Annotated in this window: 15 protein-coding genes; 12 read left to right on the top strand and 3 right to left on the bottom strand. The window is 40.3% G+C overall.

The features are described from left to right. Nucleotides 1–45: 45 nt before the first annotated feature. Complete coding sequence (locus tag R2S57_RS15910; RefSeq protein ID WP_316845947.1) at nt 46–693, bottom strand: RNA polymerase sigma-70 factor; 648 nt, start codon at nt 691–693, stop codon at nt 46–48. 84 nt (nt 694–777) lie between these two features. Here R2S57_RS15910 and R2S57_RS15905 point away from each other — a divergent pair, with 84 nt between their 5' ends. After that, a complete protein-coding gene (locus R2S57_RS15905) occupies nt 778–1740 on the top strand; it encodes an ROK family protein (protein WP_316845946.1) in 963 nt (320 codons plus the stop codon). Between the two features lie 473 nt (nt 1741–2213). On the opposite strand, the gene R2S57_RS15900 is transcribed toward R2S57_RS15905, so the two are convergent. Beyond that, on the bottom strand, nt 2214–2945 hold the full coding sequence (locus tag R2S57_RS15900) for a GntR family transcriptional regulator (RefSeq protein ID WP_316845945.1): 732 nt from the start codon (nt 2943–2945) through the stop codon (nt 2214–2216). Nucleotides 2946–3206: 261 nt separating this feature from the next. Here R2S57_RS15900 and R2S57_RS15895 point away from each other — a divergent pair, with 261 nt between their 5' ends. From R2S57_RS15895 to R2S57_RS15885, 3 genes are all read left to right on the top strand, one after another. Next, nucleotides 3207–5030: a hypothetical protein gene (locus R2S57_RS15895; protein WP_316845944.1), complete on the top strand. Its 1824-nt coding sequence runs from the start codon at nt 3207–3209 to the stop codon at nt 5028–5030. Between the two features lie 463 nt (nt 5031–5493). Beyond that, nucleotides 5494–6897, top strand: a complete 1404-nt coding sequence (locus R2S57_RS15890) for a sugar porter family MFS transporter (RefSeq protein ID WP_316845943.1) — start codon at nt 5494–5496, stop codon at nt 6895–6897. A gap of 16 nt (nt 6898–6913) precedes the next feature. Then, nucleotides 6914–9262: a GH92 family glycosyl hydrolase gene (locus tag R2S57_RS15885; RefSeq protein WP_316845942.1), complete on the top strand. Its 2349-nt coding sequence runs from the start codon at nt 6914–6916 to the stop codon at nt 9260–9262. Between the two features lie 561 nt (nt 9263–9823). Here R2S57_RS15885 and R2S57_RS15880 read toward each other — a convergent pair. Further along, nucleotides 9824–11116, bottom strand: coding sequence for a GH36-type glycosyl hydrolase domain-containing protein (locus tag R2S57_RS15880; protein WP_316845941.1), 1293 nt, complete (start codon nt 11114–11116; stop codon nt 9824–9826). 410 nt (nt 11117–11526) lie between these two features. Between R2S57_RS15880 and R2S57_RS15875 the strand changes: the two genes are divergently transcribed. From R2S57_RS15875 to R2S57_RS15840, 8 genes are all read left to right on the top strand, one after another. Beyond that, complete coding sequence (locus tag R2S57_RS15875; protein WP_316845940.1) at nt 11527–14673, top strand: GH92 family glycosyl hydrolase; 3147 nt, start codon at nt 11527–11529, stop codon at nt 14671–14673. A 647-nt stretch (nt 14674–15320) separates the two neighbouring features. After that, nucleotides 15321–18434: a SusC/RagA family TonB-linked outer membrane protein gene (locus R2S57_RS15870; protein WP_316845939.1), complete on the top strand. Its 3114-nt coding sequence runs from the start codon at nt 15321–15323 to the stop codon at nt 18432–18434. A 17-nt stretch (nt 18435–18451) separates the two neighbouring features. Continuing rightward, nucleotides 18452–20080, top strand: a complete 1629-nt coding sequence (locus tag R2S57_RS15865) for a SusD/RagB family nutrient-binding outer membrane lipoprotein (protein WP_316845938.1) — start codon at nt 18452–18454, stop codon at nt 20078–20080. Nucleotides 20081–20373: 293 nt separating this feature from the next. Beyond that, nucleotides 20374–21330 (top strand): endo-beta-N-acetylglucosaminidase H, encoded by a 957-nt coding sequence (locus R2S57_RS15860; protein ID WP_316845937.1) that lies wholly within the window; start codon nt 20374–20376, stop codon nt 21328–21330. A gap of 372 nt (nt 21331–21702) precedes the next feature. Beyond that, on the top strand, nt 21703–23634 hold the full coding sequence (locus R2S57_RS15855) for an SPOR domain-containing protein (RefSeq protein WP_316845936.1): 1932 nt from the start codon (nt 21703–21705) through the stop codon (nt 23632–23634). Then, the gene (locus R2S57_RS15850; protein ID WP_316845935.1) at nt 23634–24338 is read left to right on the top strand and encodes a MotA/TolQ/ExbB proton channel family protein; all 705 of its coding nucleotides are present in this window, start codon (nt 23634–23636) and stop codon (nt 24336–24338) included. Before R2S57_RS15855 ends, R2S57_RS15850 begins: the two co-directional genes overlap by 1 nt. Beyond that, entirely contained in the window at nt 24338–24739 is a 402-nt protein-coding gene (locus R2S57_RS15845) for a biopolymer transporter ExbD (protein WP_316845934.1), read from the top strand. Before R2S57_RS15850 ends, R2S57_RS15845 begins: the two co-directional genes overlap by 1 nt. Beyond that, a complete protein-coding gene (locus tag R2S57_RS15840) occupies nt 24739–25578 on the top strand; it encodes an energy transducer TonB (protein ID WP_316845933.1) in 840 nt (279 codons plus the stop codon). Before R2S57_RS15845 ends, R2S57_RS15840 begins: the two co-directional genes overlap by 1 nt. The last annotated feature ends 142 nt before the right edge of the window (nt 25579–25720 follow it).

Raw genomic sequence — 25720 nt, 5'->3', positions numbered from 1 at the left:
TGTTTTCCGTCCTTTATTGTATGTTCCTTTTTATGAGAAAATTGCCTACAAAAAATATAAAAAAGATAAAGTACCCGCTAAGATAACCAGAGAGATGATTTTTCCAATCATTTTTTCATCTGTACCCTTGTCTTTAGTGTGTAAAGGCTGCAGGATCACGCGGAGTTTTGCAATAGCCCTGAATAGCTGCGTTTGCACCGTGCGTGGTGAAATACCCAACAGCTCAGCCACTTCCTTATATTTCATTCCGCTCTCTTTGATCAGTCTAAAAACAGTAGCCGCCTGTGGTGCCAAACCTGCAATTGCCCGGTCGAGCTGTTTGTGCAGTTCCTTGGTTTCCATAATATACTCGGGGGTATGCGTACTCACCTGAATATCATCTTCAACATCAACTAAATCGATAAACGTAACTGAAGAATTTTTTTTAAGGTATTTAAGCGATTGATTTTTTACCGCGATAAAGAAATAACTTTCGGGATTTAGCACGTGGGTACTTCCGTTGCGGTTCTCCCAACATTTAACGAAAACTTCGGTCACAATGTCTTCGGCCGCCTGTTTGTCGCTTACATAATAAACAGAGAATTTAAGCAACCTGCCGTACAGAAAGCGATAAAGCTGCTCAAAGGATGTGATATCATCTTCGAGACAAATCTTATTCCATAAAACGACTAGATCTAGCTTAGCTGCTTTCAACTTGGTTAGTTTTTGAATCAAATGTAAGGTAATAAAAAATATTTCATAAAAAAATCTGGCCGCTGTAGGCAATTTGACAAAAAAATGGGTTCTTATTCTAGTGCTATGTATATGGCACTGGCCATTTATAGATCTATTGAAGCTGAAACAATGAATAAAATCAATTATGTACTGGGCATTGATATTGGCGGTTCGCACATTACTGCGGCCGTAATCGATATGCAACAACGCAATATCCTTAAAAACTCTTATACCCGCGATCGTGTAAACTCTCATGGCACAACCGAACAGATTATAAAAACCTGGTGTACAACCATTAAAGCAGCTTATAAAAAGGTTGATATTCAAGTTGGCCGTTTAGGTATTGCCATGCCGGGCCCTTTCGATTACGAAAACGGGATCTCTTATATTGCCGGGAACGACAAGTATGCAGCCTTTTACGGCCTGAACGTGAAAGACATGCTGGCCAGCGAACTGCAGATCAGCAGGGACCAGATTTTAATGAGCAACGATGCTTCCTGCTTTTTGGCCGGAGAGGTATTTGCAGGCGAAGCCCGTGCCTATCAAAACCTGATCGGCATAACATTGGGTACCGGATTGGGAAGTGCTGTTGGCATTGAAGGAAAAATTACGGATGCCAATTTGTGGTGTTCGCCTTTTTTGGATGGTATTGCCGAAGACTACCTTTCTACCCGTTGGTTTTTAAAACGCTATTACGAACTCTCGGGAATAAACATCTTAAATGTCCGTGAACTTGCGATGCTTCATGATGAAAGTCAAACGGTACGCAAAATATTTACAGAGTTTAGCCAGAACCTGGGGCTTTTTCTGAAAGATTTCCAGCAAAACAATGATGCTGACGCCATTGTGATCGGCGGTAATATCGCCAATGCTTCAGGCCGTTTTCTTCCTGGTGTAACCAGATACCTGCAATCGATGGATATCAATTGTCCAATCCATATTTCTAAACTGAATGAAGATGCTGCCCTCGTTGGCGCTGCGGGCTGCTGGGCGGTACAGGTGGAAGAAAGTATTGGGAAGATATAATTGCCTGACGCGGTCGTTATGCTGATCCGATAGCTATCGGATCAGGGTGATGAATAGAATTAGTCAAGGCATTTCCAAAACATTATTTTAACTAAATATTAATCAAAGTTAAGGTTGAGATAGTTTACTTTTATTTGGAAATGAGCATACAGCGGTTCTTGGCAATTGCAGCCCTGCCATCCGCTTTATCCCTCTTGATCCCGATGTAAAATCGGGACGGGATGCCCGCTACTGTCAGGTTTATAATGAAAAGTCTGCTCCTGGCATATCCCCAAAGGCATTGAACCGCAGTTGCTAAACCCGTATTGAAGTGGAAGCCCGCAGCGTAGCGAGGACTTTGAACTGAAAGCGGGACTGAAAACCGCCAAAAGAGCAGAACCATTAATTTCCAAAAAAACTATTCTTAAAATCGAAAAACAGATTAATCTTCGCGTCAGATGGTAACATCTGATGCCACGAACAAACAAATAAACCTAAGCCTCCCGCCTGCTCTCTACCGTATATACAAAGCTATCGGCAAGGTAGTAACCTAAGTTATATTCGATAGGCCTGTCGCCCTGATCGAAAACGTAACGTTTTCTAAAAAGTAAAGGGCTCCCCACTTCTACATCCAGTTTTGAGGCTATAAATTTATCCGCAGCTTTGGCACTAATTTCTTCCTTTGATAAATCGGCAATAACCGAATGTTCTTTTTCCAGGATCTCATATAAAGGCCGTTTAAAATCCTCGTCACCAGTAAGCCCTATCCTGGGATGAAAATAAGAGATGAAATAAACAAAAGCACCTTCAGCTTTTCCTCGTAAACGCTCTAGTTTTAAAATCTTTTTATCGGTGCTGATATCAAAAAAATGTGCCAGTTTCTCGTCAGGCAACACCCAGCTGATGTGCAGTTCGAAATTCCTGATCGGAATGCCGCGTGCCTGCATTTCTTGCGAAAAACTTAACCAGTTGCTTGCTTTCGAACTCACCGACACCTCGGCAACTTTGGTACCTATGCCTTTTTTTCTGATCAGTAACCCTTCATAAACCAATTTATTTAATGCCTGCCTAAGCGTGGTTCTGGAGATCGCCAGCTGTTTGGCCATATCCACCTCATTAGGCAGAAATTTGGTGGCATATTGCGGATCCTTGATCAGGTTCCGTAATAATTCTTCAGCCTGAATGTGTAAGGGCACTGCGCTTTTATGATCAATAGAAAATTTCATTTTTTTAAAGTGCATCTCTTTAGACAAGGGGAAATGATCATGCATCTTCACAAAGATAAAAAAAGCACTTACAAACAGAAACATTATGTATGCATATGGATATTTTTAAATTCATCTGCATTTTAACATTACATCTACCAAACCACTACTATTCAACAAAATTAACACCGAATTTCATACAAAAAGAGATATTTATAAAAACATTAGGATATATGTACATACATATATACATTTGTTTTTATTTACGATTTTATCCGATCTATGGAAGTAAAAAACAACGTTGAGGAAACACCGGTCATTAAGAAATGGAGACAGAGTGGAGAGCAGATTTTACCTGCAAATATGAATGATTTTAACGTAGCGGCAGAAGGCTATAACCTATACCCTGTACACCCTTTAGGCAACAACAAAATATTTAACGGCTACCCATCATTGACGCGGTGGATTATAGAAAATAAAACGGTCATTATCGATGGTTATATCGGTGTATTTTGGCAGGAAATAGAATTTCTTTTACAACAGGAATTTACAAAAAGCAACATTCGGGTAAATTGGATCCGCTCCTCAGACAGCATGAAATCGCCAGAGGAGATATCGCAACTGGTAAATCCTTTCCTTGGTGAGCGCAAAAGTGTTTGGGGCAAAAAAACAACACTTCAGCTTGGCGACTTTTTTAATTCGGAATATACGCTGATCCAACCCAATAAGGCTTATGAAGTAAATATTCTCATTGGAATGGGCGCCGCATTGATAAGCTGGGATGCGCCAGTTATTTACCTCGACATCCCTAAAAATGAGATCCAGTACCGCATGCGTGCCAACTCAGTAAGCAATCTAGGTGCGGATAAAGCGGCAAGTGATTTTGAGATGTACAAAAGATTTTATTTTGTAGACTGGGTGGTACTTAATGCACACAAAGCTCAAGTTTTAGATCGCATCAGTGTGGTGGCCGATGTACAGCACAAATCGTCTTTAAACTGGATCCATACAAATGAGCTGAAGAAAGGATTAAAACACATCAGCCAATCACTATTCCGCGTTCGGCCATGGTTTGAAGCTGGTGCATGGGGCGGCCATTGGCTACAGGACAACATTGAAGGATTAAATAAAAACGAGGTAAATTATGCCTGGTCTTTTGAACTGATTGTACCCGAAAACGGCATCGTATTCGAAAGCAACGGCAACCTGCTGGAAGTGGCATTTGATTTTTTGATGATCAGCGAATATCAATCGGTATTGGGTAAACATGCACCTATATTCGGAATGGAATTTCCGATCAGGTTTGATTTTCTGGATACGATGGATGGTGGAAATCTTTCGGTCCAGTGCCATCCGTCATTAACATACATCCGGGAAGAATTTGGCGAAAACATCACCCAGGATGAAACTTACTACATTTTAGACTGTAAAAACGATGCTAAAGTATATTTGGGTTTCCAGGACGACATCAACCCTATCGAATTTAACCAGGCTTTAATTAACAGTCAGCAATTAGGTCAGGAAATAGACATAGAAAAATATGTGCAGGTACATGATGCCAAAAAGCACGATCTATTTTTAATTCCAAACAGCACGGTACACAGTGCCGGAGCAAATAACTTAGTACTCGAAATTAGCGCAACACCCTACATCTTTACCTTTAAAATGTACGATTGGCTCCGCCTGGGGTTAGATGGCAAACCGAGGCCCATTAATATTGAGCATGCCTTTAAAAATTTAGATTTCAACAGAAGAGGAAGTGCTGTTACCAACAAATTGATTTCGAAACCTTTGGTGATTGAAAAAGGAAAGGATTGGGAACTGATCCATCTTCCTACACATCAGGAACATTTTTACGATGTTCACCGCCTTGAATTTGATACGGAGATCACCGTTAAAACAAATAATACCTGCCACATACTGATGCTTGTAGAAGGCACGTCCATCAAAGTGAAAAATGCAGATGGTACTGTTACGGGGTTTAATTATGCCGAAACATTTGTTATTCCCGCAGCAGCTCAAAGTTATACACTAATTAACAAAGGAAAAGGCAGGGCCAGGGTAATTAAGGCATTTGTTAAAGATGAAGTGAATTTTGAGGGATAGTTATTAACCACAGATCAATAGGATGGACACAGATATTATACTTATGCTAAAACCTAATAAAAACATATATAAACCTAAACTCGATAATTATTTGATGAAAATAATGATTTATAAAGGCTTTGACTAGATCAATTCGTCATGCTGAATTTATTTCAGCATCTTTTTAGCATGAAAGACCCTGAAATAAATCGGATAGCTATCGGATCAGGGTGACGACCCGCTTATAAGAAAGCTTTTTAAACATCAGAAACAAAATTAATAATCGAACTCAGGTTCCTATCCGTGTTTATCCCCGCCTGAACGGCAGGGCAGGTGTGTGCATCCGTGGTTAAATTTGATGAAAACATGAAAATAGAAATGAGATCCGTGTTTATCCCCGCCTGAACGGCAGAGCAGGTGTGTTCATCCGTGGCCAAAAACCTTATAATAATATCGCAAATATTTTTAACCAAATCATAATTTTATGAGTAAGCAAAAAAGAAACAAAATACTTTTAATCACGCTTGTAGCATCGTTGGGAGGCTTTTTATTTGGCTTTGATATGGCGGTTATATCAGGCGTGCTACCCCTGGTACAAAAGCAATTTACCTTAAATGCATCTCAGGAAGGATGGTTCGTATCTTCTGCATTGGTAGGCTGTATTATTGGTGTGGCGATATCAGGCGAGCTGAGCGACAGGTACGGCAGAAAAAAGCCACTGATTTTAACCGCTTTTCTTTTTGTCGCATCGGCAATAGGCTGCGCACTATTTCCTAGCCTCTCTGGTGTAATTGCTTTTAGGGTTTTAGGTGGAATTGGTATCGGTATCGCTTCAAATGTGGTACCATTGTACATCTCCGAAATCGCACCAGCACAGATCAGAGGTAGATTGGTAACTTATTATCAATTTGCACTTACACTGGGTATTCTGGTGGCATATTTAAGTAATGCGGCCTTACTAAATGGGGTTTCAGCACAACAAGTTAGCAATACGGCTTGGAGTAGCATATTTAATCAACAAGTTTGGCGGGGCATGTTGGGCATGGGCGTGCTGCCAGCAGTTTTGTTCCTATTCGGTTTAATGCTCATCCCAGAGAGTCCGCGATGGCTGATACAGAAAGGCAAAACCGATGAAGCGAAGTTGATTATCAGTAAAATTACCGGACAAACATTGCCTGAGATGCATTCAGATCAGTTTACTACAGAAAACAGTAGTTCTAAAGGCTCTTATAAGGAATTATTTGCTCCATCTATGCGTAAGGCATTATTAATCGGCATTTTACTGCCTTTATTTTCGCAGTTCAGCGGCATCAATGCCATTATTTATTATGGTCCCCGGATACTTGGTAATGCAGGCGTATCATTAAGCAATTCATTAATCAGTCAGGTTATTTTTGGTCTGGCAAATATGCTTTTTACACTCTTCGCCATATGGAAGGTGGATAGCTGGGGCAGAAGGCCACTTTACCTGTATGGCACTGCCGGAGCGGCAATTTCATTAATCCTCACGGGCGTCTGTTTCTACTTTGATGCCACCTCAAGTATCTGGCTTTTAATTTGTGTATTGGCATTCCTGGCCTGTTTTGCCTGTTCAATAGGCCCTTTAAAGTTCGTAGTGGCCTCAGAAATATTCCCTGGCGCAATAAGGGGAAGGGCTTTAGCCATTAGCATTATGGTGATGTGGGTAGCCGATACCATTGTTGGCCAGATTACCCCAATTTTATTGAATAAAATTGGCAGTGCTGGTACTTTTTGGTTTTTTGCCTTTTTCTGTATCGTAGCCTTTATCGCCGTTTATAAGTTACTGCCCGAAACCAAGGGCAAATCACTCGAAGAGATCGAAAACGATTGGAAAGATGATACCGATAAACCAGTATTTTTTCATTAATAAATGGATTATAGATATGAATTTGAACATCAGAATTAAAGTTGCCATTTTATTACTGGTTACCCTATTTTGCAGTCGGGTGAAAGCACAGTCTGACCGCGATTTACTGGCTTATGCAGATCCACGTATTGGCACAGCACATAGCCGCTGGTTTTATTTTACTCCAGGGGCCCTACCTTTTGGAATGGCCAAACCAGCACCATCAACCAATGGTTCTTATGGCAATAAAAGTGGTTGGGAGGCTGTAGGTTACGATCAAAGACATACTTCTATCGAAGGTTTTGCAAATTTCCACGAATTTCAGATCGGGGGAATTGTTTTTGCTCCCTCTGTAGGAAAACTTCAAACATTGGCAGGAACCTTAGAACATCCTGAAACGGGTTACCGTTCTACTTTTGATCATCAGGACGAGACTGTTATGCCAGGTTATTACTCTGTTTTACTAAAAGATTATGGTATTAAAGCCGAATTAACCTCAACAAAACGGGTGGCTTTTCACCGTTATACCTTTCCAAAAACGACACAGGCAAATATTATTTTTGATATTGGGCACCAACAGGGTGAAAGTGGCAAGGTAACAGATGCAAAGGTATACCTCACTCCTGATGGAAAAATTGAAGGATATGTCATTACGCAGCCAGTATATGTGCAGAAATATCAACCCGGTGCAGATGTAAAAATGTTCTTTTCTGCCGTGATAAGTAAAAAACCGATTGCTTTTGGCACTTTTGTTGGCGAAAATATCACTAAAGGAAAACGAAGCACCAGTGGTAAAGGTGCAGGTTTGTACTTAACTTTCTCGACCAGTGATAAAGAAAGCATTAGCTTAAAAGCGGGACTTTCCTACACCTCAATTGAAAATGCCAGGTTAAACCTAAAGCAAGAAGCTAGGCAATTATCATTTGACCAGGCAAAGGAGCAAGCACTTAATACCTGGGCCAGCTACCTTGGAAGAATCAGGGTTACTTCAGAAAACAAAGAAGATCTTACGAAATTTTATACCGGATTATATCACGCTTTATCTGGCCGTGGTTTAGCCAGCGATGTAAATGGTGCTTATCCCAAAAACGATGGGGGAATTGGCAGGATCCCACTCGACAAAAACCATATTCCACTACATAACCACTATAATACTGATGCCATTTGGGGCGCTTTTTGGAATTTAACCCAGCTTTGGGCCATCGCCTATCCGGAGTATTATTCGGATTGGGTTAAAAGCCAGTTATTAGTGTATAAAGATTCTGGCTGGCTTTCTGATGGCATAGCCAATAGCCGTTATGTATCGGGTGTAGGCACCAATTTTGTTGGTTTGGCCATGGCATCCGCATATGCGGCAGGTATTAGGGATTTCGATGTAAAATTGGCTTACCAGGCCGCACTTAAAAATGAGCTGCAATTTAAAAACAGGCCATTCGGAGCAGGCAAACCGGACCTGGACAGATTTTTGAAATATGGTTATGTAAACCATTTAGATCATGGCACAGGTGCGGATGAAAACTGGAAATTTTCAGCTTCGCATACGCTCGAATATGCTTTTAGCTGTTATGCAGTTGATCAATGGGCAAAAGTTTTAGGTAAAACAGCAGATGATAACAAACTCACATCGCTTTCGAATGCCTGGAAAACCATTTTTGATCCTACATCAAAGTTTATCAGACCAAAAGATGAACATGGTAAATTTATATCCGATTTTAATCCAAAAGCAGCATGGCGGGGGTTTCAGGAAGGAAATGCATGGCAGTACACTTTTTATGTCCCCCAAAATCCAAAGGCTTTAATTTCTGCTATTGGTAAGGATGAATTCAACAACAGACTCGACAGTATTTTTACGGTATCCGAAAAGAATAAATTTGGTGGCGGCACTACTATCGATGCCTTTTCGGGATTAGAAAGCCTGTATAACCATGGCAATCAGCCAAACCTTCATATTTCATGGTTGTTCAACTTTGCAGGCAAACCGTCGCTTACACAAAAATGGGTCAGAAAAATTTTGGATGATTTTTATGGGACAGAAGGCATACATGGATACGGATATGGACAGGATGAAGACCAGGGCCAGCTGGGCGCCTGGTATGTGATGGCTTCGATGGGTATTTTTGATGTAAAAGGCTTTACCGATGCTTCGCCTGAAATAGGGCTATCGGCCCCGGTTTTTAATACCATCAGGATTAAAGGCAATAAAAAATATTTTAGCGGAAAGGATTTCGAAATTGAAACCACAGATCACAACAGACAAAATAACTATGTACAGTCATTTTCGCTTAACGGGAAACCGTTAAAAACTCCTTTTATGAAACTTAAGGACATTCAAAATGGCGGAAAATTATTGATCCAGATGGGAAAAACACCAAAAGATGTGTATTGAGTAGCAAAGTAATCGGGCGACTTTTCTATTTTATACTGTCATTCTGAGGGATAATTTATTAAATAAAAATCAATATGATTGACGTATAAATTATTTTTTTTGCCCTGCTGCTCCGTCTTGCCTCGGCTCGCCGCCGCCGAAGGGCTCTTTCTTTTTGGCATCAAAAAGAAACAAAAAATGCCGGCTGAAAATTTTTCTTTGGAAGCCAGTAGAGTGGCTTGGTCTGTGGGACCCGAAAAATTTGTTAGGCCGGGTTTTAGTTGAACGTGGACGAGGTGCTTTGGCCTAGCTGGGAGGAAATGCAAATACCTTTAAGTTACTCATTAAAAAATAATTACAAAACAACTTCAATAGTAGCGCAGCGAAGAATCTGCAAGAAGAAATAATGTCTTTAAAATTAGAAAGCAAGACCAACAAATCCTTCTCTTCGCACTTTAAAATTCTTCACTGCATTAAGAATGACAAATTCTATATAAAAAAAGGGTAATAAACGTATTTATTACCCTCTATTATTGTGTGTATGTGTGTAATCCGTAACTTAAAAACAGAATCGCTCCTCTCCTACTTCTTTTTCTCCAGCTCGGTTATAGCGGTCCATAATACGCCAGCTTCGCCCCTAAAACTTGACGAACCCATTGGCTTATTATCAGGAGTATACCATTCGTAAAATCCATTATTTTTGACTACCCTGGCCAACATGGGCTGTAGTGCTTCCCTGGCTTCAGCCAGTAAGTTGTATCGGATAAGCTGGCTAACCATCCTTCCTCCAAACCAGGTCCAGTCGCCCCCATTTTGATATGAATATGGCCCCATACCCTTATTCTCGAAGGTGCCCAAAGGATAAACAGGATAAATGGTAAGTCCGATTGTTGCGGCATGGGCATCAACCACGTTTTTTTGCATCTTTTGATAAGCTTCTTTTACCTGTTTTTTGGTTAGCAAACCAGCTTCAATGGCAACTGCAGTACCACCATGATAATAAATTTTAGATTCATCAAAGGAGGCGGGAAAAGGCGAACCGTTTAAATAAATATGCGGGATATACTTTTGTGCTTTGTTATCCCATAAATATTTGTTTATATTCTGGCGTACATTGCTATAAATTTTATTCCATTTACTAATCTGCCCTGCATTTAAATCACCAATCGCAATAAAATCTTTTATGGCAATTAAAAACATGGCGTTATCATAAATATCAATCGCGCGGTGTGTATTCTCATCGATTACCACACCCCAGCTATGTTCTGGCTGTACATCGCCCCAATCAACAGTGGTTGCGCCCCAAAGCAAACCATGCTTCTCGTCAAATCTTTTTTTCATCAGAAAATCAAGCGCATTTTCCATCTGGTTTTTAACCGTTAATCCTGCTACCTTATCTGTTAAAATCGTCTTGTCGCCCGTACTGCGGATATATTTTGCAACAGCCTGGATCAATGAGGTCTCCTGATCAGTTTCTACAGTGTTTTTATGACCAAGATATTCTGGTGCCAGTTCAGATTTGTAGAACTTCCCATATATCGTGGCTTTGCTCGCGGGGATGTAACCATCCAAAATGCCCCCATCCGGTTGCTGAAACTGAAAAAACGTAATCAGGTGTTTTCTGATCTGCGCTTTGTCGTTCACCTTGCAGCTCAGTTCGATAAAGGTATTTAAATCCCTGATCCAAACCTCGCCATAACCATCACCAGCAGTAAAACCTTTTTTGATCAGTTCTTCGGCCATGGTTTTAACCTTATTTGTTACTTCAGGCTGTACATTTTTCTGTTGGCCTTGTATGTTACCGGTTTCTTGTGCTAAAGATATATCAGGTAATGCAATCAGCAATAGCGCGGCTAATGCAATATTTTTATTCATGTTCATGTATGAGTTAAATCTAATCATTCGGTTTTTATATCTTTTATGATGTATTTAAAATTTGTTATGGATCACCAGACCTAAAAAACCCAGATCTCTTCTTTTAATGCGTTTTTTTGAGGAAAATATTTTGGTTAGCTTATATGTACAAACATATACACATTAATTTAAATTTCAAATAGCAAAATAAAAAAAATACAGCTAAATAATTGTGCATGCACATCCATCACAATCAAGTATACCACCAATATACTATTGAATAAAAGCATTTTAAAGACATCTTTAATCATATTTAAGCATTTAAATGCATTTTTAATTTTGATTATAAACTTTCACTATATATGTTTGTACATATTAAATTATACTTGATTATTCTTAACCGAACAGTTCAAAATATCATCCCGATCAATATGAAGAGATTTAAAGTCTTACTCACAAAATTTTTGTTCGCAGCATTTGCCTCCATATGTTTTCCTGCTTTAAGCATTGCACAAACGCACATCGTTTGGAAAATAGGCGAAAAAGACAACAAAACCGACGGTTTTGCTTTGTCTCCAGGCCATTATCAGCAATTTTTAGCACAGGATTTTGGTTGGGAAGACCGTTATTATCTGGTGGGGAAATCAAATCCAGCTACCGATTGGCCTTATGTGTTACCTGGTACAGCAGATGGCTGGGGCGGCACCGGACCAACTTCAGGCATCCGCTCGCACCAGTTAAATGTATTGTTCGACCTAAAACCACTTAAATCTGCCGAAAAATTTCAGTTGATTACCGATATATTGGCTTATAATGGAAAAAATCCGCCGTTATTTAAAGTAAGCATCAATGGAAAAGATTTTAAGTTCCGTCTGCCTGTAAACGAAAAAGATCAGGGAATTTATGGAGATACACATGATTTAAAAGCAGAAGCTTATAAAATCGACATTGCCCCAGGCCTACTACATCAGGGAGGTAATGCCATTACATTAACGATACTAGAAGGTTCCTGGTTAATATTTGATGACCTAAGATTGGAAGGAAAGGCAGAATTACATCCACTGGCGTCGAAAGATTTATATGTTAGAAATGTAAAAGCTGCAGATTATACCATCTCCAAAAATGGAATCATCATGCAGCCCTTGCTTGTGGATATTGAACATCTGGACAACAAACCATCAATTGCCATAAAAATTAATGGAAAAAGTGTGTTAAGTACTCAGATAGATACCGGCCGATATGTACTGGAAGCACCTATGCCTGTTTCTAAACAGCCTAAAAAAACAGAGTGGCAAGTATTATCGGCAGGCAGAATTATTGCTGAGGGTACCGTATTGGCTGCTGAGCAACCGCTTAAAACAAGTGCAGGATATGCCGACACTAAAATCGGTACCGCACATTCAAGGTGGATGATTGCACCAGGTCCATGGATGCCATTTAGCATGGTTAAACTAAGTCCAGACAACCAAAATCCTGGCTGGATGGCGGGTTACGACCCCACGGTAGAGAGTGTAGGTACTTTTAGCCACATCCACGAGTGGACAATGGCCGGCTTAGGTATGATGCCTGTAAATGGAGAAATTAAATACAAGATAGGATCGCAGGACAAGAAAAATGATGGCTATCGCTCTGATATTGATAAAAGCACGGAGAAAGCACCCATTGGATATTATTCAGTGATACTTAAAAAGTATGGCATTAAAGCAGAATTGACTTCCACCACCAGATGTGGCTTTCAACGTTATACTTTCCCCAAAACAAAAGATGGCAGGGTGATGATCGACCTTAAGGTACCTGCCGAATACGATTATCAGATTAAAAGCTTTCAAATTACTCAGGTGAATAAACGCCGGATCGAGGGCTATAGCGTGCAGCAAACCGCAAATGCATGGTCAGGAGGAGTTGATCAGGATTATACCGTAAATTTCGTGATCGAATTTGATCAGGATATCAAAAAAGTCGGCGGATGGATTAATGGCAAACCTCAACACGGATTAAGTATAACCGGCAAAAATGTTCATGATGCCGGTATGTATGCCGAATTTGATACCCAAAGCAAAAATGTGATACAGGCACGCTCGGGTATCTCGCTGGTAAGCATTGCAGGCGCAGCGAATAACCTTAAAGAAGAAGTAGAAACACCTTTCGGCTGGAATTTTGAAGCCGTACGTGCCGCGCATGTGGCTACCTGGAATAAGTTAATGGATCGGGTGGCGGTATCTTCAGACGATAGCCGCGAGAAAACCAGATTTTATAGTAATATGTACCGTGCGCTTTGCAGCCGGAATACCTGGAGCGATACCGATGGATCATGGATTGATGCTACTGAGCAAAAAAGAAAGTTTGCCAATTCGAATGATGTGGCTTTAGGATGCGACGCCTTCTGGAACACCTTCTGGAATTTGAACCAGTTTTGGAACCTGGTGACGCCTGAGTGGTCGTCTAAATGGGTTAAATCACAATTGGCCATGTACGATGCCAATGGTTATCTGGCAAAGGGACCAGCGGGTATGGAATATATCCCTGTGATGGTTGCCGAGCACGAAATTCCGCTAATTGTGGGCGCGTATCAAATGGGAATTCGTGATTATGATGCCCAAAAAGCCTTTTCTGCCGTTTACAAAATGCAAACCGAACCTGCTGCTAAGGTGGGCAAAGGAATGGCCGGTAATGAAGATTTATCGCCCTATCTCGAACATAAGTATGTCCCCTACGATAAAGGCAGGTTTAGCAATAGCCTGGAATATGCTTATGATGACTGGACTGTAAGTCAGTTTGCCAAAACCCTGGGCAAAAAAAAGGAATACACCGAATTTGCTGATCGGGGCAACTGGTGGAAAAACGTGATTGATACCGCTTCGGGCTTCGCACGTATGAAAAAATCAGACGGCACCTGGTTTCCGGATTTTGATCCCTTTAAGTCTGGTGCAAACGAACATTACGTGGAAGGAAACGCCTGGCAGCTTACTTTTTTTGTTCCTCAGGATATCCGGGGACTGGCGAATCTTATCGGAAAGAAAAAATTTACCGACAGGTTGGAATGGGGTTTTAATGAAAGTTACAAATGGCGTTTTAATGCGCCAAACGATGCCTATTGGGACTATCCAATTATGCAGGGAAACCAACAATCGATGCACTTTGCTTTCCTCTTCAACTTTGTACAGAAACCCTGGTTAACCCAAAAATGGAGCAGGGCCATTATCGACAGATATTATGGTTTCGATATTGCCAATGCTTATCTGGGCGATGAAGACCAGGGACAGATGAGTGCCTGGTTTATTATGACCTCTTTAGGCCTCTTTCAAACAGACGGTGGCTGCAATACTAATCCACAATACGAAATTGGGAGTCCTTTATTCAGCAAAGTGGTTATAGATCTTGGCAATCAATACGGGAGAGGTAAATCGTTTACCATAGAGGCTAAAAATAGCTCAAGAGTGAATAAATATGTACAAAGCGCAAGCCTTAATGGCAAAATATTAAATAGCTTTTCTTTCCCCAGTTCCGAACTATTAAAAGGTGGGAAACTGACTCTGGTTATGGGAAGCGAGCCCAATTACAAGTGGGGGATTAATTAGTTTTAGTGGCGCGGCTATTTAAAGTTGTCATCCTGAACACAGTGAAGGATCCTTTCCTTGGTGTCAGATGTTACCATCTGACACTATTTCTCCATTCCAAGATACTTTTCTCTATTGTAGCAAAACATATATAGGTTATCATCGCATAGCTTAACAACCATTTTATCCACCTAAGCCACCTTAGCGCAGCTAAGCGAATTGCTATTCTGAAAGTTTTTTCTTTTCAGTGGTGTCAGATGTTACCATCTGACACTACTTCTAAATTTCGAATCGCAATATAGAGCGCTATTGTGCTATAGTTTAAGCCTCATTTTTTATTTTACCACCTAAGTCACCTTAGAACAGCTAAGCAAATTGCTACTCTGGCATCAGTGCTCATCGCCAACAGATCCTTCGCTACGCTCAGCATGGCAAATTTCTCCTAAAAACATACCGTGTTTTCAGTACTCTCGTGACAAAAACCCTCCCATATTTTCGGTGTCCATAAGACTCAATTCAGCGGAACGAAAAAAAATAAAAATAATTTCATTTTCCTTGTAGGCAATTTATGCGGGCAAAATGCTCTTCACTATAAAACCTGAAGGATGGAAATCCTGAAGGCGGCAAACAATTAACCAAATACTTATTCAAATTTATTCATAATGAATATGAAAAAATCTCTACAGCTCACATGCTTATTGCTTTACGCATCGGCAGGCCTGTACGCAGCAACACCAGCAGATCATTTTAATCGGGCAATTTCTTACCATTCGGTTTATCAGGATGTGATTAAAGGAACAGTAAAAGATGAAACGGGTAGCCCAGTGCCAGGTGTTACAATTACCATTAAAGGTGCACAAGGTGGAACACAGACCAATACTTCCGGACAATACAGCATTGCAGCCAAAACTGGTGATGTATTGGTATTCTCGTTTATCGGTTACCAGAGCAAAGAAGTTACCGTAGGCACACAAAGCACACTGGATGTATCGTTAAGCCCAGATTCTAAAAACCTTGAAACCGTAGTGGTAACAGCACTGGGGATCAAAAGATCAGAGAAATCGTTAACCTACAATACACAGCAAGTTTCGGGTGATGAACTGTCGAAGGTTAAAAGCCCTAACTTGATGAACTCCCTAAATGGAAAGGTTGCAGGTTTAACGATTAGCCCAAGTGCTTCAGGTGTGGGTGGTTCGGCCAAGGTAATTCTAAGGGGAAGCCGTTCAGTAAGCGGTAACAATCAACCTTTATATGTAATTGATGGTGTGCCCATCAGCAACAATGGTAATGCCAACGGTCAGCAGAACAGCGTGTTTGGTGGCGGTCAGGATGGAGGTGATGGTATTTCTAACCTAAACCCCGACGATATTGAAAGCATTACTGTTTTAGAAGGCGCTTCAGCTGCAGCATTATACGGTAGCCAGGCACAAAATGGTGTAATTTTAATTACCACCAAACAAGGTAAAGCTGGCAAGACTGAAATTGGATTTTCTTCGGGCATCAGTATCGACAATATTGCTTACGAGCCTAAATTCCAAAACAGCTACGGACCAGCCTCTACAATTATAAGAGATAGCTGGGGTAAAGAAATCAGCAATACCACCGATAACTTAAAAGAATTTTTCAAAACAGGTATCAATACCTCGAACGCGATCAATCTTTCTGGCGGTTCGGAAATTGCACAGACGTATTTTTCTTATTCCAATACTTATGCCAGTGGTATACAACCAGGCAATAAGTTAAACAGGAACAATTTAAACCTGCGTGAAACAGCCAAGTTTTTGAATAACAAATTAACGGTTGATGGAAGTGTGAACTACATCAATCAGAAGATCAATAACAGTCCTTCTCTAGGTCTTTACCTCAATCCTTTATTGGGTTTATACCTTTTTCCAAGAGGCGTAGATATTACACCATATAAGGATCAGTATTTACTGGCCGGGAACGAAGGTGGCGCTCGCCAGAACTGGTTGGGTGGTTCGACAGATATTAACCAGAACCCATGGTTTTTAACCAACCTTAATCCAAATACTTCTACCCGTAACCGTTTTTTATTAAGTGGTAGCCTAAAATACGATGTTGCACCTTGGTTAAATATCCAGGTTAGGGGAAACATCGACCGCACTACCGACGATTATGAAAACCGCAGATATTCTGGAATTGCAACCAATTTCAATTCGACCGGAACAGGTTATTTTGCACAGAGTAACCAAACCTATGTACAGAAGTATGCTGATGCGATTGCCAACTTTACCGTTCCAATGACGGGTTCTGATTTTAAAATTAATGGATTGATCGGCGGAAGTGTAAACGACCAGAAAACAACAGGTTTATCTTTAGCAGGTAACCTTTCGGCAACCGATTTCTTCTCGCCTGCCAATACTATCGTTGCTCAACCAGGAACATTCCCTGGAAATACCTTAACCAATGTTGTGCCTATTATTCCAAACCATAGTCAATTACAAGCGGTATTTGGTAATGCGAATATCTCCTATAAAGATTGGGCATTCTTAACAGTAACAGGCAGAAATGATTGGTCTTCTAATTTGTCGTACACACCAAACGATTCTTATTTCTATCCTTCAGTGGGTTTATCATTTATCGTATCCCAAATGTTTAAACTTCCTGAGGCCATTACTTATGCCAAAGTTAGGGGAACTTATGCCGAAGTTGGAAATACAGTACCTCCTTATCTTACTTTTATTCAAAACACCTTAAAATCAGACGGTGCATTAAATTTTAATACCAATGCTGCTTTTAGAGAATTAATGCCAGAGCGCACAAAATCATTTGAAATTGGAACGGATTTACGTTTTCTTTCAAACCGCATCAATTTTAGCTTTACCTATTACAAAACCAATACCAGAAATCAATATATTCCGGTAGTGGCTCCACCATCATCATTGGTATCAACAGGATATCTTAATGCAGGTAATGTAGAAAACAAAGGTTTTCAGTTTATTTTGGGTGCAGATGTGGTTAAAGGCGATGGATTAAACTGGAACACATCGATAAACGGTTCTTTAAATAGAAATAAGATTATCGATATTGCATCTGCAGATAAAATCAACAGTATAGATTTAACTGGGGCTGGTAATACTTCTTATATCTCGAGGTTACAAGTTGGTGGATCATATGGTGATATTTATGGCTATACTTTACAGCGTGATGCACAAAACCGCATTATTTTAGGTGGCGATGGCTCAACGGCTTCTCCTTATACTCCACTTAAAAGCACTGATTTTAACTATATCGGCAATCCAAATCCAAAATTCCAATTGGGCTGGAACAACAGTTTTAGCTATAAAGACTTCAGTTTAAGTTTCCTTGTTGATGGAAAATTTGGCGGTCAGGTATTGTCATTAACCGAAGCCTTAATGGACGAAGCTGGCGCATCTGAAGCTACTGGTATTGCCAGAAATCAGGGCGGTGTTAAAATAGATGGCGTAGATACCAAAGGAAATGCAGTATCCACAACAATCAACCCTCAAAGCTACTATTCATTTGTTGGTGGTAGAGCGGGCGTATCAGGCGAATATATTTACAGTGCAACTGTGGTACGTTTAAGAGAAGCGGCCTTAGGTTACACTCTTCCGCTAACAGGCAAAACGTTTAAAAGTGTTAAATTTTCTGTTACCGGCAGAAACCTGTTTTATTTTTATAAAAAGGCACCTTTTGATCCCGAACTTACCCTGTCGACCGGAAACGGTTTATCTGGTGTAGATGTTTTTAACCAGCCTGCTACACGCAGCTTAGGTTTCAATCTAAATGTATCATTTTAATTCTATTCAAAAACGACATGAAAACTATATATCATAAATCCAACAGGATTAAAGGATTATCAGCCATCTTGATGGCATCCTTGATGGCCCTCAATGTTGGATGTACAAAAAACTTTGAAGATTTTAACACCAATCCAAATTCACTATCTCCTGCGCAAAGCGATGCACTTTTAAAATCGGCAATCGGCCCGATCGAGCAGGAAATCTTTCATAACTACCAGATTGCTCAGAACCTGAGTGCTGATGCTTTTAGTGGTTATATGATGGCTCCAAATCCATTCGGAGGGATCAACAACATGAACTATTCGCTTAATAACGGATGGAACAGCGCGGGCTTTAACGATCAGTATAATTATGTGATGGCGCCCATTTCTAAAATTGGCCAAAGTGTGGTAAAAACAAAGTCGCCAGAGGCATGGGGAATTTCACTGCTGGTACAGGTGATGGCCATGAGTAGGGTAACGGATAAATTTGGTCCAATCCCTTATACTACCGCAGGTTCATCATTAGTATCAACACCGTACAACGATCAAAAAACTGTGTACGATGCCTTTTTTAAACAGATTGATACGGCAGCCAACAACTTACAGGCATACATTACCGCGAATCCAGGCAAAACTGCCTTTTTTGATAAAGGTGATTTAGTTTATGCTGGCGATCCGGTAAAATGGTTGAAACTGGCCAACTCTTTACGTTTGCGTTTAGCGATGCGTATTGTTAAAGCCGACGCTGTTACAGCCAAGCTACAGGGTGAAAAAGCATTAAATGCTCCAGGTGGCCTGTTAACCACAGTTGCTGATAATGCTGCTGTGGCACAATCGGGAACAAGAGATAATGACGTATGGGTGGTAACGGTTGCTTATGATGGAGATAACGGACTTGGTGCAGCCTTGCAAACCTATTTAGCAGGTTATAAGGATCCACGCTTATCTATTTATGCTACACCAGCTAAAGACCCTTTATTTGCTGGGCAATATATCGGTATCAGATCGGGAGCGAATACATCCTTTAATGGTTTAGGTAAACCAGGTTATAAAACCTATTCGAGCATAAATTCTTCTGATATGGCCAAATCTCCTGCCGGACAAAAAGCCCCACAGATTTTAATGACTGCTGCTGAAGTTTGGTTTTTAAAGGCCGAAGCGGCTTTACGAGGCTGGACAAATGCCGGAGCTGCTCAAACCAATTACGAAACAGGGATTACGACTTCGTTACAGCAGTGGAACGTATCTGCCGGCAACTACCTGGCTGATGCAACAAGCAAACAGACGGACTATGTAGATCCTAAAAACCCTGCCAACAACGCTTCAGCAGTAAGTACAATTACCATCAAATGGGATCCTACAGCTAGCAATGAACAAAAACTAGAGCGTATTATTACCCAAAAATGGCTGGCTATATTTCCTGATGGACAGGAAGCCTGGAGCGAATACAGACGTACCGGTTACCCTAAACTATTCACAGTAGCCAACAATAACAGTGCGGGAACCATCAATACCCAAACACAGATCAGAAGATTGCCATATCCAACCACCGAGTACGGAAATGGTAATAAAGATGAGGTACCTAAAGCAGTAAGCTTGCTTGGCGGCCCAGATAACGGCGGCACCAGATTATGGTGGGATATCGATAAAGCGAATTTCTAACACACAAACAATACCGGGTAGGATAACGAAAGTTGTCCTACCTTTTTTATATTAAACCCATTTCTAACCAAAATTTTAAACCTATGAGAAAACCTTCTGTTTTCGGCTTTCTGCCGTTAACAGCTTCCCCCCTTATTTACATCATAAAAAATCAGTTCAGAAAAAGAAGAACCACCCCTTTCCCTAAAACCTGAATTTATGGATAGGCCGGAGCTAAAATGTCAATATCTATGATATAAAAAACCTATTTGTAGCGATTACAATCAATTTCTAACCAATTTAAAACAAAAATTATGACAACTACCAAATTGTTAACATGCAAAAATGCCGCATTAATTGTGGCCCTCTTTTTTACCGTTGCCATCAGCGGCTGTAAGAAAAAAGACATCACCCAGGACGAAACCTTAACCGGGCCGGCTAAAAAAGCATCTACTGCAGCTATCGGTGTACCCGGTCCAAAAGGCGTATGTTATGTAGAAGTGAACAGCTTTGATATCCGGAATGTAGGAAAGTATAAACTTTCTTCAGGAGAACAACTGTTCGACATCGCCATTATTTTCGCGGCGAATATCAATTACAATACCTCAACCCAAAAAGCGGTACTGGGCTTTAACCCAAACGTAACCAATGTGCTGAATAACAGAACAACCTATATCAAACCTTTACAGGATAAAGGCATAAAGGTTCTACTTTCTATTTTGGGTAATCACCAGGGGGCGGGTTTTTGTAATTTCACCTCCCAGGCATCTGCAACTGCTTTCGCACAACAACTGGCTAATGCAGTTACTACTTATGGCCTGGATGGTATCGATTTCGACGACGAATATGCCGAATATGGTGTTAATGGTACAGGTCAGCCAAATGCCAGCTCATTTGTATACCTGGTAACGGCGTTGAGACAATTGATGCCAAATAAGATTATTTCATTTTATTTTTTCGGCCCGGCAGCTTCCAGATTATCTTTTAATGGTGTTACCGTAGGATCTAAAGTAAATTATAGCTGGAATGCCATTTATGGTAGCTTTTCGCCACCAAATGTACCAGGATTAACCAAAGCAAATCTTGGACCTGCGGCAGTTGATATACAAGCAACAAGTTCATCTACAGCGGCATCATTGGCTACCCAAACCATTAACAATGCTTATGGCATTTATTTATACTACAATCTACCAAATAACGATGTGCATACTTATTTATCAAGCATATCGAGTAACTTATATGGTGGCAAAACCACTACCTATACACCCTAACCGTTAAAACAGGGAAATACTTATATTTTATAAAAGATATAAGTCAATAAATCTGCAATCGCTGCGAATATGATTAGTAGGGCGGCATCAGCTGTCCTACTTTTTTTATCCCAGCCCCTACACCAAACTATGCCGTTTCGGCATTATATCGATTTAGCCATTTGCTTACTAACATACCATTTCTATCTTTGTAACCGTTATCTTTGCGCGGATACAGATATAGGTTATAAAAAGTGTGAAAATTTCATGATTAAAATAACAAAACTGTAGCCGTTTTTGTCCCCTTTTTGGAATAGGATGCATAATACACCTATTGACACTATTTGAAGGTAGAATATATTTTTTAATTTTAAAACGCTTAATTTTACCCGAATGGATATCTTATCATACCTGTTAGAACTCTTGCAGCAACGCAAAGAAGTTGGTATTACCGGCTTGGGCACCTTTTATAAAAAGAAATACCCAGGAAGATACGATAAGGAAAAACAAACGTTTTTACCTCCTGGATATACCCTGCAGTTTTCTGCCGACTTAACTGAAGAGACAGCTTTGGCTGATTTCATTTCCGCTAAAAGAAATATCTCTAACGAGAGTGCCAAATACGATATTGAACAGTTCGTTGAAGAAGTAAACCAAAAACTGGAGTTAAACCACGAGGCCGAGCTTGAAAATACCGGTCGTTTATTTTTTACCGAACAAGGAATAGGTTTCGAACCGGTTAAAAACATAAACTATGGTTCAGAGTTTTATGGCCTGCCATCATTAGCTGAGACGGCCATTGAGGAAGAAAAACCTGCTTTACCAAAAGAAGAGGAAGAAATTTACGACGAAATTGCCGAAGCACCTGTTGCCCATTCACCATTCGAAAACAAATCGTACCAGGCCCCGGTAATCGAAAATGTAGAACTGGATGAAGTTAAGGATGATCTTAAAAACACTTTAAAACATGCAGAAAATGCTTCAGAAGATGTTGTTGAGGCACCAGCATTTATCAAAGAGCAACACGAAGAAAATCCTGAGCGTTTTGGCCATACTCCAGAATCGGAAGTAGAAAATATTGCAGCAGAACAGCAGGCCATTGAAACGCCAGCATCTATTGATGAACAAGATAAAACTGACGCTGTTGAAAATAAACCAGAAATAGATATTACTGAAGAAGAAATTGTCGAGGCTCCTGAATTTATTAAAGAGCAACACGAGGAACACCCTGACCGTTTTGGCCATACACCAGAATCGGAAGCAGAAAACATTGCTGCAGAACACCAGGCCATTGAAACTCCTGAATCTGAAGAAATAATCGACGAAGCCAACACTGTTGAAAATACACCTGAAGAGACCCCTACTATTGAAGAAGTAGAGGTGCCAGAATCAATTGTAACCCAACACGAGGAACACCCTAACCGTTTTGGCCATACACCCGAATCGGAAGTAGAAAACATTGCTGCAGAGCACCAGGCCATTGAAACTCCTGAATCTGAGGAAATAATCGATCCAATTGAAAATACTTCCGCGCCAGAAACTGTTATTGTACCGCAACAGGAACAATCAAGCCGTTTTTCATTAAGATCGGAAATAGATGAACCAAAAACGTACATTAATTTAGAAGATAGCGAAAAACAAGAGGAGTCTGTAATCGAAGCACCTGAATTTATTAAGGAGCAGCATGCCGAGCACCCTAACCGTTTTGGTCACGATCCAATTGAACACAACCAGGAAAGCCCGCAGGGCATGTCTACCTGGCTGATGATTACCATCGCCATTTTAGCTTTGGTTATTATTGCTGCGATAACCTATCTGATTAAACCAGAACTGTTTACTGGCCAAACAACAGAAGCTATTAAACCAGCACAAACTGTTGTCGATTCGCCAAAAGTTGCCATTGATACTTTAAAAGCAAAACAGGATTCGATCGCAAAAACAGATAGCATTTTAAAAGCAAATCAGGTTCAGAAAAAGGCAGATACTGTTAAAAAGACAATTGTTAAAACAGTAGAAAAACCTGTAGCTGCCCCACCTGTTGAAACACCAAAAGAAAAGAAAATTGTACCAAACCCTGGTCCTTCTACGTTCTACGTTATTGCGGCATCTTTCCAATCAGAGAAAAAAGCACTCGTATTTATTAAGCAAATGGAAAAAATCGGTTTAAAAGCCGAAATTGCAAAAGTACCAGGACGCTTAAAAAAAGTAAGTATAGCGCGCTTTACCACTGAAAAAGAAGCTAAAGAGCAGAAAGATATTTTACAGAAAAAACTTAAAGGAAAAGGATATTTCGTACAACAAGAATCTAACAACACACAACCATAATGATAACTTTATTAATTCAGGACACCACACAAGCATTACAAGACACGGCAAATGCGGTTAACCAAGCCGTAACACAGCCACAACCAGAACTACATTTTATCGATCTGCTTTTTAAAGGCGGTTGGGTAATGGTTCCATTGATTTTTTTAGCATTGTTAGCTTTAGTTATTTTCTTTGAACGTTATTTAACTATTAAAAAAGCAACTAAAGACGAATCAAACCTCATGGGTCAGATCAGATCTTATATCCAGTCGGGAAATTTAGATGGAGCCATGTCGCTTTTAAGAAATAACAACTCTCCCCTTTCGCGCATGTTGCAAAAAGGTTTAAAACGGATTGGCCGCCCCATTAAAGATATTGAAGGCGCTATCGAAAACGTTGGTAAATTAGAGGTTTCCAAATTAGAAAAGAACATTAGCATATTGGGTATTGTGGCAGGTATTGCACCAATGCTTGGTTTCGTAGGAACAATTGTTGGGGTAATTACCATTTTCCACCAGGTATCAATTAAAGGTGCGATCGAAATCGGCACCATCTCTGGTGGTTTATATACCAAAATGATTACTTCTGCGACAGGATTAATTATCGGTATTATCGCTTACGTACTGTATCACATTTTAAACATCATGGTCGAAAAGATCATTCTTAAAATGGAAACCGATGCAATTGATTTTATTGATTTACTAGAAGAACCAGGCAAATAATGAATTTACGCAAAAGAACAAAAGGATCGGTAGAAGTACATACTTCAGCGTTGAACGATATTATGTTCTTCCTGATGCTGTTTTTCCTATTGGCCTCTGCCGTGGTAAATCCTACCGTGGTTAAACTGTTATTACCACAATCATCAAGCGGACAGCAATCTACCGCCAAGAAAGCAGTTACAGTTACGATAGACGAAAACCTAAAATATTTCGTTGAAAAAAAACCGGTGAGTATAGACGAATTAGAACCAACATTGGCATCGTACCAAAAACTGGCACCAGATATGACCATTCTTTTATACGTATCGCGAAATGTGACTTATCAGGATGGATTTGTGGTAAACGATATTGCCAACAAATTAAAATTAAAACTTGTTGTAGCCGTTGAGCCTAAAAAATAATGAACTACAAAGCACAAATACCTAACGAGGAAAATAATTACCCTAAGGCCATTGCCATAGCAAGTGGAATTATGGGCTTTTTATTGTTGATCAGCTTTTTTATCGTGATTGGTTCGTTCCAGCCACCTGAAGAAGTGGGTATGGGTGGCATGGTTGTAAATTATGGAACTTCTGCAGAAGGCATGGGAGATGATTATACCAGTATCGAAGAACCATCGGCAGATCCAAATGCAAATGGCAAACCACCTGAAAAAGTAACACCAGAAGAAAAAGTTACACCAACTACCACTACTGAAAGCAGTGATAAAGAAGTGCAAACGCAAAATACGGAGGATGCCATTGCGGTAAATACCAAACCCACAAAACAACCCACTAAAGCTGCACCCACTCCGGTAACAGAAGACAAACCTGCTAAACCGGTAATTAATCAAAATGCACTTTACAAAGGCAAAAAGAATACTGGTCAGGGACAGGGTGATGGAACCGGAAAAACACCAGGAAACCAGGGTGATAAGGATGGCGATCCACTCGCTTCCAATTATGGAGAAGGTGGTTCTGGAAACGGAAATGTTCAACTTTCACTAGCCAGCAGAAAATTTATCGATATCCCAAGGATACAGGATGATGGACAAAGTGCAGGAAAAATTGCCGTTCAAATCCGTGTAGATAAAAATGGCAAAGTGGTTCAGGCCCGCGCCGGAGCAAAAGGCACTACCCTATCAGATTTAGCCCTCTGGCGAAAATGTGAACAGGCTGTATTGGGCGCCAGCTTAAATAAACTGGAATCTGCCCCTGATGTACAAACCGGGATCGTGATGTTTAACTTCAAAGTGAAATAAAAAAATATTAAAAATGGTCTGTGTCCTCACAGACCATTTTTTATTGGCGTTTTTTGTGCTATCAGATATTATTATCTGACCGAAGATTTATTCCTGATCGAGTAATCCAGACACCAAACGCTTTGATAAAATATTTACAATA

This window comes from Pedobacter psychrodurus, assembly GCF_032678585.1.
Classification (GTDB): domain Bacteria; phylum Bacteroidota; class Bacteroidia; order Sphingobacteriales; family Sphingobacteriaceae; genus Pedobacter; species Pedobacter psychrodurus_A.
The sequence above is the reverse complement of the archived record's forward strand: the minus strand, read 5'-3'. Positions and strand labels throughout refer to the sequence as shown.

What these genes read in the sequence shown, in the direction of transcription:
- R2S57_RS15860 (WP_316845937.1), top strand. Translation starts at nt 20,374, where the DNA reads ATGACAACTACCAAATTGTTAACATGCAAAAATGCCGCATTAATTGTG.
- R2S57_RS15850 (WP_316845935.1), top strand. Translation starts at nt 23,634, where the DNA reads ATGATAACTTTATTAATTCAGGACACCACACAAGCATTACAAGACACG.
- R2S57_RS15895 (WP_316845944.1), top strand. Translation starts at nt 3,207, where the DNA reads ATGGAAGTAAAAAACAACGTTGAGGAAACACCGGTCATTAAGAAATGG.
- R2S57_RS15885 (WP_316845942.1), top strand. Translation starts at nt 6,914, where the DNA reads ATGAATTTGAACATCAGAATTAAAGTTGCCATTTTATTACTGGTTACC.
- R2S57_RS15875 (WP_316845940.1), top strand. Translation starts at nt 11,527, where the DNA reads ATGAAGAGATTTAAAGTCTTACTCACAAAATTTTTGTTCGCAGCATTT.
- R2S57_RS15900 (WP_316845945.1), bottom strand. Translation starts at nt 2,945, where the DNA reads ATGAAATTTTCTATTGATCATAAAAGCGCAGTGCCCTTACACATTCAG.
- R2S57_RS15870 (WP_316845939.1), top strand. Translation starts at nt 15,321, where the DNA reads ATGAAAAAATCTCTACAGCTCACATGCTTATTGCTTTACGCATCGGCA.
- R2S57_RS15865 (WP_316845938.1), top strand. Translation starts at nt 18,452, where the DNA reads ATGAAAACTATATATCATAAATCCAACAGGATTAAAGGATTATCAGCC.
- R2S57_RS15880 (WP_316845941.1), bottom strand. Translation starts at nt 11,116, where the DNA reads ATGAATAAAAATATTGCATTAGCCGCGCTATTGCTGATTGCATTACCT.
- R2S57_RS15890 (WP_316845943.1), top strand. Translation starts at nt 5,494, where the DNA reads ATGAGTAAGCAAAAAAGAAACAAAATACTTTTAATCACGCTTGTAGCA.
- R2S57_RS15840 (WP_316845933.1), top strand. Translation starts at nt 24,739, where the DNA reads ATGAACTACAAAGCACAAATACCTAACGAGGAAAATAATTACCCTAAG.
- R2S57_RS15855 (WP_316845936.1), top strand. Translation starts at nt 21,703, where the DNA reads ATGGATATCTTATCATACCTGTTAGAACTCTTGCAGCAACGCAAAGAA.
- R2S57_RS15845 (WP_316845934.1), top strand. Translation starts at nt 24,338, where the DNA reads ATGAATTTACGCAAAAGAACAAAAGGATCGGTAGAAGTACATACTTCA.
- R2S57_RS15905 (WP_316845946.1), top strand. Translation starts at nt 778, where the DNA reads ATGGGTTCTTATTCTAGTGCTATGTATATGGCACTGGCCATTTATAGA.